Here is a 12,673-nt window from a genome sequence, read left to right as displayed (position 1 = left end):
ATACGAAAGATACGGACCGGGATGGTACAGACCGACGCACGACCCTTGCACGCGGAATTTGACGGAACGATCCGTCGGGCGGACAATCCGGCCATGCGGGGATGGCGGCGCCTTCTCGTCGCCGGGCTGCTGGCGGCGGCGCCGGCCGCCCTCGCGCAGACCGTTCCGCTGGGACCGAACCCCAGCGAATGCGAGATCCAGGCGGCGCTGCTGGGCGTGGTCGGGCCGGACTGCCCCCCTCTGCGGATGCGCCGCCCGCCGCCGCCCGATCCGTCGCAACCGGCCGCCCAGCCGCTGACCGCCCCGCCGCTGGTCGCTCCGCCGCCGGCCAGGCCGGGACCGGTGGCGGTTCCGGCGCTGGAGCCGCCGCCGGACATCGCCAAGCCCACCCTGCGCGCCGCCTTCCGGATCGAGTTCGCGTTCAATTCGGCCGTCATCCGCCCCGAATCGCGGGCGATCCTCGACCGCGTCGCGGCGGTGATGACGGGGCCGGAGGCGGGGAAGGCGCGTTTCCGCATCGTCGGCCACACCGACGCGGTCGGCGGCGACGCGGCCAACCTCGCCCTGTCGGAGCGGCGGGCCAGGGCGGTGGCGGCCTATCTGGTCGAGCATCACCAAATCAGCCCCGAACGGCTGGAGGCGTCCGGCCGGGGATTGCGCGAATTGCTGCTGCCCGACCAGCCCAAGGCGGCGGCGAACCGGCGGGTGGAGATCATCAATTTGGGGGAATAGGCGGATCGATTCACGGACTTGGCTGTTTGCAGCGTGAGCCGCCGACAGCCCTTCCATCATCGGTTCCCAACGCAGGAGATCCGCCATGCCCCCGCCCGTCCTGCGCATCGACCAGGGCCGCATCGCCGACGGCGAGGTCGGGAAGCCGGCGGTGTTCGGCAGCGTCCTGGCGGGCGACCCGCGCGAGATCCACCGGAATCTCTATGACGGGGACGGCGGGCGCTTCGCCTCCGGCGTCTGGCAATGCACGCCGGGGCTGGTGGCGATGAAGGACTGGCCCTACGACGAGTTTTGCGTCCTGCTGTCCGGCCGGGTGGTGATCACCCCCGAGGGTGGGGCCGCGCGCGAGTATCGGGCTGGCGACGCGCTGGTGCTGCCGATGGGCTTCACCGGAACCTGGGACATCAAGGAGACGGTGCGCAAATACTACGCGGTCCAGAAACGCCAGAGCGCGCTGGCGCGGCTGAGGCTCCGGCTGCGCGGCTGGCTGAAGGGCGGGGGCGGGAAAGGCGCCGTGGAAGCGGCGTTCTGAACCGGGCATTGTTTCACGCTTCGCAACACTCTTCCCTTTCCATTCCCACTTCCGGCATCGGGAAGGAACGACTACCTCTCGGCCATTGCCAGCCTTGAGGAATCCGCCATGCCCGCCAGCCCGCCCCCCGCCAGCCCGACCCCCAGCATCCGTCCCGTGATCGCCGCCGTCGAGGGCATGGCGACGTCGGACGGCGCCGGCGTGAGCATGACCCGCATGCTGGGCACCCCGCGCCTGCGCACGCTCGACCCCTTCCTGATGCTCGACCTGTTCGGGTCGGACGAGCCGACCGACTATCTCGCCGGCTTTCCCGACCACCCGCACCGCGGCTTCGAGACCGTCACCTACATGCTGGCCGGGCGGATGCGCCACGCCGACAACCACGGCCATGAGGGCGTCATCGAGACCGGCGGCGTGCAGTGGATGACCGCCGGGCGCGGCCTGATCCATTCCGAGATGCCGGAGCAGACCGAGGGTCTGATGCGCGGCTTCCAGCTCTGGATCAACCTGCCGGCCCGCCTGAAGATGACCGAGCCGCGCTACCAGGAGTTCCCGGCCGCCCGCATCCCGGTGGAGTCGCGCGAGGGGGGAGTCACCGTCACCGTGATCGCCGGCGACACCGCGCGCGGCACGGCCGGGCCGGTGCGGGCCGAGGCGACCGACGCGCGCTATTTCGACGTGGCGCTCCCGGCCGGCGCGACCTTCGCCGAGCCGCTGCCGGCCGATCACACGGCCTTCCTCGTGCTGTTCGAGGGCGGCGTGAGCGTGGCGGGGGCCGAGGGAACCCTGTCCGGTCCGCAGGTCGTCGTGCTGGGCGAGGGCGAGCGGGTGGAGGCCGCCGCCGGGCCGGAAGGCGCGCGCTTCCTGCTGCTGTCCGGCCGGCCGCTGGGCGAGCCGATCGCCTGGGGCGGCCCCTTCGTGATGAACACGCGCGAGGAGGTGATGCAGGCCTTCCGCGACTACGAGGCCGGCCGCATCTGAGTGTTGCGCGGCAACACGCGCCTTGCGCCCCGGCCTTCCCCGGTTATCATGCGCGGGTATTAACCCGAACGGATGGGGAGCCGGGGCAATGCGCTGGAAAGGTCTTCTGGGTGGTTTCGTGGCGGCGCTGATGTCCGCGTTCCTCGTCCAGCCGGCGGGGGCGGTGGACTTCTCGAAGGCGGGCGCCGAGTTCGGCCCGGAGGGCGCGTGGTCGACCCAGTGCGACGTCGACCGGATGACCGACAGCAAGGTCTGCCGGCTGATGGTCTACCGCCTGTTCGACGACGGGAAGGACGTCGGCTTCGTCGCGCTCAGCGTCATCCCGACCGGCAACGACTACCACCTGTTCCTGACGACCAGCCAGGGGCTGGTGGAGAGCTGCGCGATCCGCGTCGACCGCCAGCCGCGCATCGAATCCCACATCGCCACGCTGAACATGTGCATGTTCCCGAACTTCATGTCGGGCAAGGTGGTCGACCAGTTCCGCAACGGCTCGTCGATCCTGGTCCGCGTCAGCTTTCTGCGCGCCGGCAAGCGCGACATCGATTTTCCTCTGAACGGCTTCTCGCGGAACTTCGAGGAGATGCAGCGCAGCCTGCAATGAGGGTGGGTCAGACCAGCCCGTCGTAGAGCGCGGTCATCGGAATCTCGGCGTCCAGCGACTCGAAGCGGAGGACGCCGTCGCCGATGATGTCCCGCACCCGCCATTCGTCGCCCGAACGGTGCCACAGCTCCGCCCGGCGCTTGGTGGCGGAGATCAGCAGGATTTCCTGGACGGAGTCGATGTTGCGGTAGGCCGGCAGCTTGACCGTCCGGTCGGTGCCCTCGGTGGATGGCGACAGCACCTCGACGATGACGGTCGGGTCGGGGGTCGCGGTCAGGGCGGGGCCGAGCGGCTGGCAGGTCACCGCCAGATCGGCCTGAAAATAGCTGTCGTTGCGGTTGGCCAGCCGGATGCCGGCTTCGGAAATCACCCGGCAGGGTGGGCGCAGGCGGGCGGCGATCTGGACGGCGATGGCGACCGTCAAGGCACCATGATTCGGTGATGGCGGCGCCATCGCGACCGGCTCGCCGCCGATCAGTTCATAGCGGGTGTCGGTTCCGTCGTCCCAGACAAGGAACTCATCGACGGTCATCACACGGCGGGCGGGATCGCTCATGCCCCTGAGTATGGCATCGCGTCCGCCCGCTTCCAAGCGGCGGAAAGGCAAAGGCTCGGTGCGGGGCCTCAGTGGCGGGTGCGCGCCGGGGTGATGTAGACGCCGTCCCAATCGACGCCGAACAGGGCGTCGTCGCCGGCCTCCTCGACCAGATCGTCGTACTCGCCGGCGTCGATCAGGCCGAAGATCGACGCGGTGCCCGACGCGTCGAGATCGCAGGTGATGACCCGGCCGCCGATCTCGACCGAGGTGAAGAAGATTTCCGGCAGTTCCATGCTGTCCAGATCCAGCGTCACGGCGGTCTCGATGTCGTAGACCGCGCGGGCCGACAGCGAACCGCGCAGCGCGGCGGCCTGGGCGCTCCAGACGATGCGCTTGACCCGCGCCGCCGGCTGGGTCTCGGTCGCGAGCGCCGTCTCGTCGGGCTGGCCGGCCATCGCGATCATCCGGGAAACCAGGGTCGAGGTGTGCATGAGAGCCTCCGCTGTGTGACGGCCCCAGAGTTGCCCCACGGCGGTTAACGGGGTCTTAAGCCGGTCAGGGGCGGAAGCCTTACTCCCCCTGAGGTATGGCCTAGTCCTTCGGGCGGGTGATGGCCGCGAAGGCGGCCGCCACCCCCGCCGCGACGCGCGCGTTGTCGCGGATCAGCGCCATGTTGGCGGTCAGGCTGCGCCCCTCCGTCAGGCGCTCCAGCGCCGCCAGCAGATGCGGCGTGACGTCCTTCCCCTTGATTCCCTTGGAGTCCGCGTCGGCCAGCGCCAGACCGATGGCCGCCTCCATCGCCTCGCCGTCCAGCTCGTCGGCGGGCGGGATCGGGTTGGCGAGCAGCACCCCGCCCTCCAGCCCGAGCTCCCATTTGGCGTGCAGGATCGCCGCGACCTCGGTGACGTTGTCACAGCGGCGCGAGACGGGCAGCCCGCTGCGCCGGCTGTAGAAGGCGGGAAACTCGTCGGTGCCGAAGCCCAGAACCGGCACGCCGCGCGTCTCCAGCACCTCCAGGGTCTTGGGCAGGTCGAGAATCGACTTGGCCCCGGCGCAGACGACGCAGACCGGGGTCCGGGCCAGTTCGTCGAGATCGGCCGACACGTCGAAGCTGGTCTCCGCCCCGCGATGGACGCCGCCGATGCCGCCGGTGGCGAAGACCGCTATGCCGGCCATGCGCGCCGCGATCATCGTCGCGGCGACCGTGGTGGCGCCCAGCGCGCCGACCGCCAGCGCGACGGGCAGGTCGCGGCGGCTGAGCTTCCAGGCCGCCGTTCCGCCTTCGGCCAGCCGCTCCAGCGCCGCGTCGTCGAGTCCGATGCGGATGCGCCCGTCCATCACCGCGACGGTGGCGGGGACGGCGCCGGCGGCGCGGACCTCGGCCTCCAGGGCGCGGGCGCTGTCGAGGTTCCGCGGGTAGGGCATGCCGTGCGAGATCACGGTGGATTCCAGCGCCACCACCGGGCGGCCCTCGGCCAGCGCGTCGGCGATCTCGGGCGTCGGCAGCAGGCGCTCGTGCATGGGGGTCTCCGGGCAATGTGGCTTTGGGACGAAGGTGCCGGGGCGATGGCTCCGGGGTGGGCGCGCCCTATATTAGGGGGCATGGCCCCGGCACTCCATCCCCAACCCCTTCCTTCCGGCCGTCCCCATCCCGACCGCTGGATCAAGGTCCAGCCCGAGGGGCTGTATGTCGAGCCCGGCGGTTTTTACATCGACCCGGTGCGTCCGGTGGAGCGCGCCGTCGTCACCCACGGTCATTCCGACCACGCCCGGCCCGGCAACCGCCATGTCCTGGCCACCCCCGCGACGCTGGCCATCATGGCGCAGCGCATGGGGGAGGCGGCCCCGGCCTCGACCCAGCCGCTGGAGTATGGCGAGCCGATCCGCATCGGCGACGTCCTCGTCCGTCTGGCGCCGGCCGGCCATGTGCTGGGCAGCGCCCAGGTGGTGCTGGAGCATGCCGGGTCGCGGGTCGTCGTCTCCGGCGACTACAAGCGCCGCCTGGACCGCACTTGCGCGCCGTTCGAGCCGGTGCCCTGCGACGTCTTCGTGACCGAGGCGACCTTCGGCCTGCCGGTCTTCCGCCACCCGCCCGACCTGGGGGAGGTGGAGAAGCTGCTGCATTCGATGGCGCTGTTCCCGGAGCGCAGCCACGTCGTCGGCGCCTACGCGCTCGGCAAATGCCAGCGGGTCATCACGCTGCTGCGCGCCGCCGGCTACGACCGGCCCATCTATCTTCACGGCGCGCTGGAGCCGCTCTGCGCCCTCTACGGCCGTTTCGGGGTGGAATTGGGCGAACTGCGCCCGGCCACCGTCGCCGCCAGGGAGGAGCTGAGGGGCGCGCTGGTCCTCGCCCCGCCCGCCGCCGCCACCGACCGCTGGGCGCGGCGGCTGAGCGACCCGGTGGTCGCCATGGCGTCGGGCTGGATGCGGGTGCGCCAGCGGGCCCGGCAGCGCGGGGTCGAACTGCCGCTCGTCATCTCCGATCACGCCGACTGGGACGAGTTGACGCAAACGCTGGAGGATGTCGGCGCGCCCGAGGTCTGGGTCACCCATGGCCGGGAGGAGGCGCTGGTCCACCACGCCACCCGGCGCGGCATCCGCGCCCGCGCCCTGGCCCTGATCGGCTTCGAGGAGGAGGATCTGGAGGAGGCGGCGGTGAGCGGGGAAGGCGCAAGGGAGAAAGGCGCATGAACCGCTTCGCCGCGCTGATCGACGCGCTGGTCTTCATGCCCTCGCGCAACGGCAAGATCCGCCTGCTGATCGACCATTTCGCCGGGACGCCCGACCCGGAGCGCGGCTGGGCGCTGGCCGCCCTGACCGGCGGGCTGAGCTTCCGCGAGGCCAAGCCCGCCGCCATCCGCCAACTGGTCGCCACCCGCGTCGATCCGGAGCTGTTCGCCCTCTCCTACGATTATGTCGGCGATCTGGCGGAGACGGTGGCGCTGATCTGGCCCGAGCGGCCGGAGCGCGCCAACAGCCTGCCCCCCAGCCTCGACGAGGTGGTGCGGGGGCTGCACGACGTGAAGCGCGGGCAGGTGATGGAGCTGGTCGAGGGCTGGCTCGACACGCTGGACGCGTCGGGCCGCTTCGCCCTGCTGAAGCTCATCACCGGATCGCTGCGCATCGGCGTGTCGGCCCGGCTCGCCAAGACGGCGCTGGCCGAATGGGGCAAGCTCGACATCGCCGAGCTGGAGGAGGTCTGGCACGGCCTGACCCCGCCCTACGCCGGCCTGTTCGCCTGGGCCGAGGGCAGGGGGGAGCGCCCCGCCGCCGGGCACGGCGCCGGCTTCCGCCCGATGATGCTGTCCCACCCGCTGGAGGAGGAGGACCGTGCGGCGCTCGACCCCGCCGCCTATTGCGCCGAATGGAAATGGGACGGCATCCGCGTGCAGCTCGTGGCGCGCGACGGGCAGCGGCGCGTCTACAGCCGCACCGGCGACGAGCTGTCCGGCGCCTTCCCCGACGTCGCCGACCACATGCTGTTCGACGCCGTGCTGGACGGCGAGCTTCTGGTGGCGCGCGACGGGGTGGTGGCGCCCTTCAACGACCTGCAACAGCGGCTGAACCGCAAGAGCGTGACGGCGGCGATGCTGCGCGACGGGCCGGCCTGGGTGCGGCTCTACGACATCCTGTTCGACGGCGCCGAGGATCTGCGCAGTCTTCCCTTCACCGAACGCCGCGCCCGGCTGGAGCGCTGGTACGAGGCCGTCCGGCCGCGCCGCATGGACCTGTCGCCGCTGGTGCCCTTCCAGGGCTGGGAGCAGCTCGCGGCGCTGCGCGAGGGCGCGCGGGAGAACGGGATCGAGGGGCTGATGCTGAAGCGCTCCGACAGCCCCTATCTCGGCGGGCGTCCCAAGGGGCCGTGGTTCAAATGGAAGCGCGGGGCGTTGACCCTCGACACCGTGCTGATGTACGCCCAGCGCGGCCACGGCAAGCGGTCGAGCTTCTATTCCGACTTCACCTTCGGCGTCTGGCGCGGCGGGGAGCTGGTTCCGGTCGGCAAGGCCTATTTCGGCTTCACCGACGCCGAGCTGGTCGAGCTGGACCGCTGGGTGCGCAACCACACCGTCCGCAAATACGGCCCGGTGCGCGAGGTGTCGGCCGGGCTGGTGCTGGAGGTCGCCTTCGACAGCGTGCACCCCTCGACCCGGCACAAGAGCGGTCTGGCGATGCGCTTCCCCCGAATCCACCGCATCCGCTGGGACAAGCCCGCCCCCGAGGCCGACCGGCTGGAGACGCTGGCGCGCATGGTGGTGGGCGCCGACGCGGCGGCCTAGACATCAGACGACCTCCCCGCCTCGCGGAGCGGACATCCCGCATCCCGTCACACCGCGGGGTGCGACAAATCATGTTGTGAATTCCCGCCTCTCCGATGTAAAACAATTTCCAACCAACAGCCCGGCTGGGGAAAGCCGTCCGCGTTCCCCAACCCGCCGGATGCAAACCGGGCAGTCCGCGCCCGCAACACCCATTGGACCGTTCAGGAGTGGCCGTGATGCTCCGCATCTCCAAGAAGCTGATGTTCGCCATCGAGGCGGTTCTCGACATCGCCTACAACGCGGGCACCGAGCCGGTGCAGTCCGGAGAGATCACCCGCCGCCAGGGCATTCCGAAGCGCTATCTGGAACAGGTGCTCCAGCAGCTCGTCCGCGACGGCGTGCTGGCGGGGGTGCGTGGCCCGCGCGGCGGCTACCGCCTCGCCCGCGAGCGGCGGCGGATCACGCTGGGCGAGATCGTCAAGGTCGTCCGCTCCATGGAGACCGCGACCGACCCGATCGAGGAGCCCGCCGGCTCGATCCTCGGCCACAAGGTGGTGCGTCCGCTGTGGGGCGAGCTTCAGGAGGAGACCATGAAGCAGCTCGACACCATCACCATCGAGGATCTGTGCATGCGCGCGCGGGCCGCCGGGGTGGAGAGCGAAACGGAAGACCGCATCGACTTTACGATTTGATTCCCCCTGCCGGAGTGGGTAAATTCCAGTCAGGGTGTTGAAACCGCTTAAAAGACAGAGGAAAGAGGTAGAATCATGGCTGCTTCCGAATTCCGCGGCAGGATCTACGACAGCGTGCTCGACACCATCGGCGCCACGCCGCTGGTGCGGCTGAAGCGTCTGGCCGACGACGCGGGCGTCAAGGCGCAGATTCTCGGCAAGCTGGAGTTCTTCAACCCGCTGGCCAGCGTCAAGGACCGCATCGGCAACGCCATGATCGAAGCGGCGGAAGCCGCCGGCACCATCGCGCCCGGCCGCACCACGCTGGTCGAGCCGACCTCGGGCAACACCGGCATCGCGCTGGCCTTCGTCGCCGCCGCCAAGGGCTACAAGCTGATCCTGACCATGCCGGAGAGCATGTCGGTCGAGCGCCGCAAGATGCTGAAGCTGCTGGGCGCCGAGCTGGTGCTGACCCCGGCGTCGGAAGGCATGAAGGGCGCCATCCGCAAGGCCGAGGAGATCCTCGCCGCCGACCCGAACGCCTACCTGCTCCAGCAGTTCAAGAACACCGCCAACCCGGCGGTCCACCGCGCCACCACGGCCGAGGAAATCTGGACCGACACCGCTGGCCAGGCCGATTTCCTGATCTCGGGCGTCGGCACCGGCGGCACGCTGACCGGCGTCGGCGAGGTCATCAAGGCCCGCAAGCCCAGCTTTCGCGTCGTCGCGGTCGAGCCGGAGGACAGCCCGGTCCTGTCGGGCGGCATGCCCGGCCCGCACAAGATCCAGGGCATCGGCGCCGGCTTCGTGCCCGACATCCTGAAGAAGGATCTGATCGACGAGGTGATCCGCATCTCCAACCAGCGCGCCTTCGAGACCGCCCGCAAGGTCGCCCGCCTGGAAGGCGTTCCGGTCGGCATCTCGTCCGGCGCCGCCCTGGCCGCCGCGCTGGAGTTGGGCGCCCGTCCGGAGAACGAGGGCAAGCAGATCGTCGTCATCCTGCCGTCCTTCGCCGAGCGCTACCTGTCGACCGCCCTGTTCGAAGGGCTGGAGTAAGCCTCCGGCCGAAGCCCGGCCGCGCCGCCGTTCCGCGCGCGGTCGGGCTTCCATGGGCGGTTTCCGCGCCGGGCTTCCATCCAGCGTTGTGCGCCCGCGCCGGTTCGGCTATGATCGGGCGTGCGGTTCCGTACCGGGACACGGTTCCCGTTTGACGATTTGATCGTATTTTAGTAAATTCGTTCCATCATCCGCCGCTCCGGCGATCCGGCCTGCCCGAGCGTGCCCCTTGCCGATGGGGAGTGACCGCCATGGGTGTCTCCATACCGAACGTGACGCTGGGAAGCTTCTCGCGCATCAAGGGGAAGACGACGGAGCTTGCCTCCGACGGCGGCAAGGCGTCCTACCAGCAGTTCCAGGTCGGCAAGGCGTCCGAACTCAATTTCAAGATCAACAACACCTTCACCAACGTCAAGATCCTCGACCAGAACAACAAGGTCGTTGCCCAGCTCAATTCCAAGACCGAGGTCGCCGACACCAGCGCGAAGCTTGGGCCGGGCACCTACACCGCGGTGATCACCGAGGCCAACCGGACCGCAAAGCCCCGCGACTTCTCGCTCGACATCAGCGAGCGGCAGAACGTGCTGATGACCGCCGCCGGCGCGACGTTCAAGGGCATGGCGCAGCCGGTGGCAGGGGCGGACACCGGCATCCAGAAGCACACGGTGAACGTCGCCCAGGGCGGCAGCTTCATCGCCAACTTCTCGCTGCCCAACGCCCGCTGGGCGATGACGGACAAGAACGGTCAGGTCGTCGCCTCCAGCGACAGCAAGCAGGAAACGGACTTCTTCAACAAGCCGACCTTCAAGATCGAGCCGGGGGAATATCAGATGATGATCATTCCCTCGTCCAAGATGGAGCAACCGACCCCGTTCCACATGAGCTTCGTGCCGCGCGACACCACCGTGACCGCGACGGGCGGGAACCAGGAAAGCGGCGTCAGCAAGATCCTTCGGGAGCGCGAGGCGCGTCTGAAGCAATGGGCGTCGGAGGCCAAGCCGACCACGACCTCGGCCTGACCGCCGCCCCGGCCGCCTCCACTCCTACCACCGCCGCTCCAACCGTCCCCGTCGGCCGTCCCCGCCGGCCGCTTTCGGAAAAGAGCGGAGCGGACACTTGCGCCGGGTGGGGCGGGTTGCGCTATGCTCGGCGCCATGGACTTCACCGACACACAGCTCCACCGTTATTCGCGCCACATCATCCTGCCGGAAGTCGGCGGGATCGGGCAGGAACGGCTCTTGCGATCGAAGGTGCTGGTGGTCGGCGCCGGCGGGCTGGGCGCGCCGCTGCTGCTCTATCTGGCGGCAGCGGGGGTCGGCACCATCGGCATCGTCGACGACGACTCGGTCGATCTGTCCAACCTGCAACGGCAGGTCATCCACGACGAGGCCTCGCTCGGCCAGCCGAAGGTGGAAAGCGCCGCCGCGCGCATCCGCGCCCTCAACCCGGACGTCACGGTCGAGGCCCACCGGACCCGGCTGACCCGCGACAACGCGCTGGATCTGATCGGGCGCTACGACCTCGTCGCCGACGGGTCGGACAATTTCGCCACGCGCTTCCTGCTGAACGACGCCTGCTTCTTCGCCAGGAAGACCCTGGTGTCGGCGGCGATCCTGCGGTTCGACGGGCAGCTGAGCAGCTTCAAGGCGCATCTCGGCCCGCCGCACCCCTGCTACCGCTGCCTGTTCCCCGAACCGCCGCCGCGCGGCCTGGTGCCCTCCTGCTCGGAAGGCGGGGTGCTGGGGGCGCTGGCCGGCTTCGTCGGCTCGCTCCAGGCCACCGAGGTGCTGAAGGAACTGCTGGGGCTGGGCGAGAGCCTGTCGGGCAGCCTGCTGATGATGGATTCGCTCTACGCCTCCTACCAGCGCATCGGGCTGAAGCGGGATCCCGACTGCCCGCTGTGCGGCGATCACCCGACGATCCTCGATCTCTCCGCCCACGATCTCTCCGCCCATTGAGGCGCTCCGCGGCCCGAGGAGGGCGGCCATGTCTTCATCCGACACCCCATCCGCCGGCTCCGGCAACCCGGCCGGGCTGGCGATCGTCCTGTTCGCCGGCGGGTTCGACCGGGTCCATTACGCGCTGGTGATGGCCAGCGCGGCGGCGGCCACCAACCGGCCGGTCACCCTGTTCTTCACCGGCCGCGCCCTGGGGGCCCTGCTGCCCGGGGACGGGCCGGAGGCGCCGGGCTGGCATGGGCTCGACCCGGCCGACGACGGCAGCGCCCCGGCGGCGCGCGACCGCTGGTTCGCCGGCAACGGAGTCGCGACCTTCGAGGAGCTGCTGGAGGCCTGCGTCCTGCTCGGCGTGCGCGTGATGGCCTGCGAGATGGGGCTGCGGGCGCTTGGCCTGCCGGCCGGCGCGGCCCTGCGCGCGGACGTGCCGGTGCAGGGCGGCGGCGTCGTCACCTTCCTGAACGAGGCGCCGAAGGGCGCCGCCATGCTGTTCGTGTGAGCCCGTCCATGCCTGAACGCCAGCCCGCCCCGCCGGGCAACGCCGCCGTCCTCGACCTCGCCAACCGCTTCGAGGCCATCGCCACGGACGGTTTCGAGGGCAAACCCCACGCCGACGCCCTGGCCGATCTGGCGCGGCGGGTGCGGGCGATGCCGGGCATGGCGCCACGGGTCGCCCACGCGCTGGGCATCATGATCGAGCTGATCGGCGAGAGCGACCCGGCCGGCCGTTTCGCCGCCAAGACCGCGATCCTGCGCGAGGCGGCCGGGCTGATCCTCGAAAGCGACTGACGGAGCGTTGATCCAGGCGCAAGGCGGCCATGCGTCACGTTTCCGCCGGCCGTCCCGTCACAGGGGCGATCACGAACCAGGCCCAAGGACGCGCCGACCATGGACACCCGTCTTTCCGTTTCCGCCATCGCTCCCGCCCTCTACCGCGCGATGATCGCGACCACCACCGCCCTCCGCGCCGCCGGCTTGCCGGCCCGCCTGATCCATCTGGTCGATCTGCGGGTGTCGCAGATCAACGGCTGCGCCTTCTGCATCGACATGCACGGCAAGGAGGCCCGCCACGCGGGGGAGACCGAGGAGCGTCTCGCCGCCCTCGCCGGCTGGGCCGCGTCCGACCGGTTCGAGGCGGACGAGCGCGCCGCCTTCGCCTGGGCCGAGGCGCTGACCCGCAACCGGCACGACGAGATCGACGGGGCGCACCGCGCGCTTCAGCGGCATTTCGACGACGGCCAGATCGGCGTGCTGACCGTGGCGGTGGCGCAGATCAACGCCTGGAACCGGCTCGGCATCGCCCAGTACCGTGAAGCCGTGTCGCCGGCCGCCGCCTGAGGCC

16 protein-coding genes are annotated in these 12,673 nt (G+C 70.3%); 13 read left to right on the top strand and 3 right to left on the bottom strand.

Annotated elements, in window-relative coordinates:
• Positions 1-93 precede the first annotated feature (93 nt).
• The 4 genes from JN22_RS34965 (at position 94) to JN22_RS18830 (ending at position 2,849) form a co-directional block, all read left to right on the top strand.
• Entirely contained in the window at positions 94-732 is a 639-nt protein-coding gene (locus JN22_RS34965) for an OmpA family protein (RefSeq protein ID WP_085555412.1), read from the top strand.
• A gap of 85 nt (positions 733-817) precedes the next feature.
• A complete protein-coding gene (locus tag JN22_RS18840; protein ID WP_085555411.1) occupies positions 818-1,264 on the top strand; it encodes a cupin domain-containing protein in 447 nt (148 codons plus the stop codon).
• Positions 1,265-1,372: 108 nt separating this feature from the next.
• Entirely contained in the window at positions 1,373-2,245 is an 873-nt protein-coding gene (locus JN22_RS18835; RefSeq protein ID WP_085555410.1) for a pirin family protein, read from the top strand.
• 88 nt (positions 2,246-2,333) lie between these two features.
• A complete protein-coding gene (locus JN22_RS18830; protein WP_085555409.1) occupies positions 2,334-2,849 on the top strand; it encodes an invasion associated locus B family protein in 516 nt (171 codons plus the stop codon).
• A gap of 7 nt (positions 2,850-2,856) precedes the next feature.
• Here the strand turns inward: JN22_RS18830 and JN22_RS18825 are convergent, their stop codons facing one another.
• The 3 genes from JN22_RS18825 to JN22_RS18815 all read right to left on the bottom strand — a co-directional run bounded on the left by JN22_RS18825 (position 2,857) and on the right by JN22_RS18815 (position 4,908).
• A complete protein-coding gene (locus tag JN22_RS18825; RefSeq protein ID WP_085555408.1) occupies positions 2,857-3,405 on the bottom strand; it encodes a Uma2 family endonuclease in 549 nt (182 codons plus the stop codon).
• 68 nt (positions 3,406-3,473) lie between these two features.
• Complete coding sequence (locus JN22_RS18820) at positions 3,474-3,878, bottom strand: hypothetical protein (RefSeq protein WP_085555407.1); 405 nt, start codon at positions 3,876-3,878, stop codon at positions 3,474-3,476.
• Between the two features lie 100 nt (positions 3,879-3,978).
• Positions 3,979-4,908: a pseudouridine-5'-phosphate glycosidase gene (locus tag JN22_RS18815; protein ID WP_085555406.1), complete on the bottom strand. Its 930-nt coding sequence runs from the start codon at positions 4,906-4,908 to the stop codon at positions 3,979-3,981.
• 81 nt (positions 4,909-4,989) lie between these two features.
• Here JN22_RS18815 and JN22_RS18810 point away from each other — a divergent pair, with 81 nt between their 5' ends.
• From JN22_RS18810 to JN22_RS18770, 9 genes are all read left to right on the top strand, one after another.
• Positions 4,990-6,081, top strand: coding sequence for a ligase-associated DNA damage response exonuclease (locus tag JN22_RS18810; protein ID WP_085555405.1), 1,092 nt, complete (start codon positions 4,990-4,992; stop codon positions 6,079-6,081).
• Positions 6,078-7,667: a cisplatin damage response ATP-dependent DNA ligase gene (locus JN22_RS18805; protein ID WP_085555404.1), complete on the top strand. Its 1,590-nt coding sequence runs from the start codon at positions 6,078-6,080 to the stop codon at positions 7,665-7,667. Before JN22_RS18810 ends, JN22_RS18805 begins: the two co-directional genes overlap by 4 nt.
• A gap of 218 nt (positions 7,668-7,885) precedes the next feature.
• Positions 7,886-8,341, top strand: a complete 456-nt coding sequence (locus JN22_RS18800) for an RrF2 family transcriptional regulator (RefSeq protein WP_085557233.1) — start codon at positions 7,886-7,888, stop codon at positions 8,339-8,341.
• A 75-nt stretch (positions 8,342-8,416) separates the two neighbouring features.
• Positions 8,417-9,376 (top strand): cysteine synthase A, encoded by a 960-nt coding sequence (gene cysK / locus JN22_RS18795; RefSeq protein ID WP_085555403.1) that lies wholly within the window; start codon positions 8,417-8,419, stop codon positions 9,374-9,376.
• Positions 9,377-9,627: 251 nt separating this feature from the next.
• A complete protein-coding gene (locus JN22_RS18790) occupies positions 9,628-10,395 on the top strand; it encodes a hypothetical protein (protein ID WP_085555402.1) in 768 nt (255 codons plus the stop codon).
• 123 nt (positions 10,396-10,518) lie between these two features.
• Entirely contained in the window at positions 10,519-11,334 is an 816-nt protein-coding gene (locus JN22_RS18785) for a HesA/MoeB/ThiF family protein (protein ID WP_143268358.1), read from the top strand.
• A gap of 28 nt (positions 11,335-11,362) precedes the next feature.
• Entirely contained in the window at positions 11,363-11,830 is a 468-nt protein-coding gene (locus JN22_RS18780) for a DsrE family protein (RefSeq protein ID WP_085555401.1), read from the top strand.
• Positions 11,831-11,838: 8 nt separating this feature from the next.
• Positions 11,839-12,120, top strand: a complete 282-nt coding sequence (locus tag JN22_RS18775; protein WP_085555400.1) for a hypothetical protein — start codon at positions 11,839-11,841, stop codon at positions 12,118-12,120.
• 99 nt (positions 12,121-12,219) lie between these two features.
• Positions 12,220-12,669, top strand: a complete 450-nt coding sequence (locus JN22_RS18770) for a carboxymuconolactone decarboxylase family protein (RefSeq protein ID WP_085555399.1) — start codon at positions 12,220-12,222, stop codon at positions 12,667-12,669.
• Positions 12,670-12,673: the final 4 nt, after the last annotated feature.

This window comes from Azospirillum agricola, from assembly GCF_020005195.1.
In the GTDB taxonomy this organism is placed as follows: Bacteria; Pseudomonadota; Alphaproteobacteria; order Azospirillales; family Azospirillaceae; genus Azospirillum; species Azospirillum agricola.
Note: the sequence above shows the minus strand (reverse complement) of the source record. Positions and strands in the feature narration are given on the sequence as shown.

What these genes read in the sequence shown, in the direction of transcription:
- JN22_RS34965 (WP_085555412.1), top strand. Translation starts at nt 94, where the DNA reads ATGCGGGGATGGCGGCGCCTTCTCGTCGCCGGGCTGCTGGCGGCGGCG.
- JN22_RS18840 (WP_085555411.1), top strand. Translation starts at nt 818, where the DNA reads ATGCCCCCGCCCGTCCTGCGCATCGACCAGGGCCGCATCGCCGACGGC.
- JN22_RS18835 (WP_085555410.1), top strand. Translation starts at nt 1,373, where the DNA reads ATGCCCGCCAGCCCGCCCCCCGCCAGCCCGACCCCCAGCATCCGTCCC.
- JN22_RS18830 (WP_085555409.1), top strand. Translation starts at nt 2,334, where the DNA reads ATGCGCTGGAAAGGTCTTCTGGGTGGTTTCGTGGCGGCGCTGATGTCC.
- JN22_RS18825 (WP_085555408.1), bottom strand. Translation starts at nt 3,405, where the DNA reads ATGAGCGATCCCGCCCGCCGTGTGATGACCGTCGATGAGTTCCTTGTC.
- JN22_RS18820 (WP_085555407.1), bottom strand. Translation starts at nt 3,878, where the DNA reads ATGCACACCTCGACCCTGGTTTCCCGGATGATCGCGATGGCCGGCCAG.
- JN22_RS18815 (WP_085555406.1), bottom strand. Translation starts at nt 4,908, where the DNA reads ATGCACGAGCGCCTGCTGCCGACGCCCGAGATCGCCGACGCGCTGGCC.
- JN22_RS18810 (WP_085555405.1), top strand. Translation starts at nt 4,990, where the DNA reads ATGGCCCCGGCACTCCATCCCCAACCCCTTCCTTCCGGCCGTCCCCAT.
- JN22_RS18805 (WP_085555404.1), top strand. Translation starts at nt 6,078, where the DNA reads ATGAACCGCTTCGCCGCGCTGATCGACGCGCTGGTCTTCATGCCCTCG.
- JN22_RS18800 (WP_085557233.1), top strand. Translation starts at nt 7,886, where the DNA reads ATGCTCCGCATCTCCAAGAAGCTGATGTTCGCCATCGAGGCGGTTCTC.
- cysK (WP_085555403.1), top strand. Translation starts at nt 8,417, where the DNA reads ATGGCTGCTTCCGAATTCCGCGGCAGGATCTACGACAGCGTGCTCGAC.
- JN22_RS18790 (WP_085555402.1), top strand. Translation starts at nt 9,628, where the DNA reads ATGGGTGTCTCCATACCGAACGTGACGCTGGGAAGCTTCTCGCGCATC.
- JN22_RS18785 (WP_143268358.1), top strand. Translation starts at nt 10,519, where the DNA reads ATGCTCGGCGCCATGGACTTCACCGACACACAGCTCCACCGTTATTCG.
- JN22_RS18780 (WP_085555401.1), top strand. Translation starts at nt 11,363, where the DNA reads ATGTCTTCATCCGACACCCCATCCGCCGGCTCCGGCAACCCGGCCGGG.
- JN22_RS18775 (WP_085555400.1), top strand. Translation starts at nt 11,839, where the DNA reads ATGCCTGAACGCCAGCCCGCCCCGCCGGGCAACGCCGCCGTCCTCGAC.
- JN22_RS18770 (WP_085555399.1), top strand. Translation starts at nt 12,220, where the DNA reads ATGGACACCCGTCTTTCCGTTTCCGCCATCGCTCCCGCCCTCTACCGC.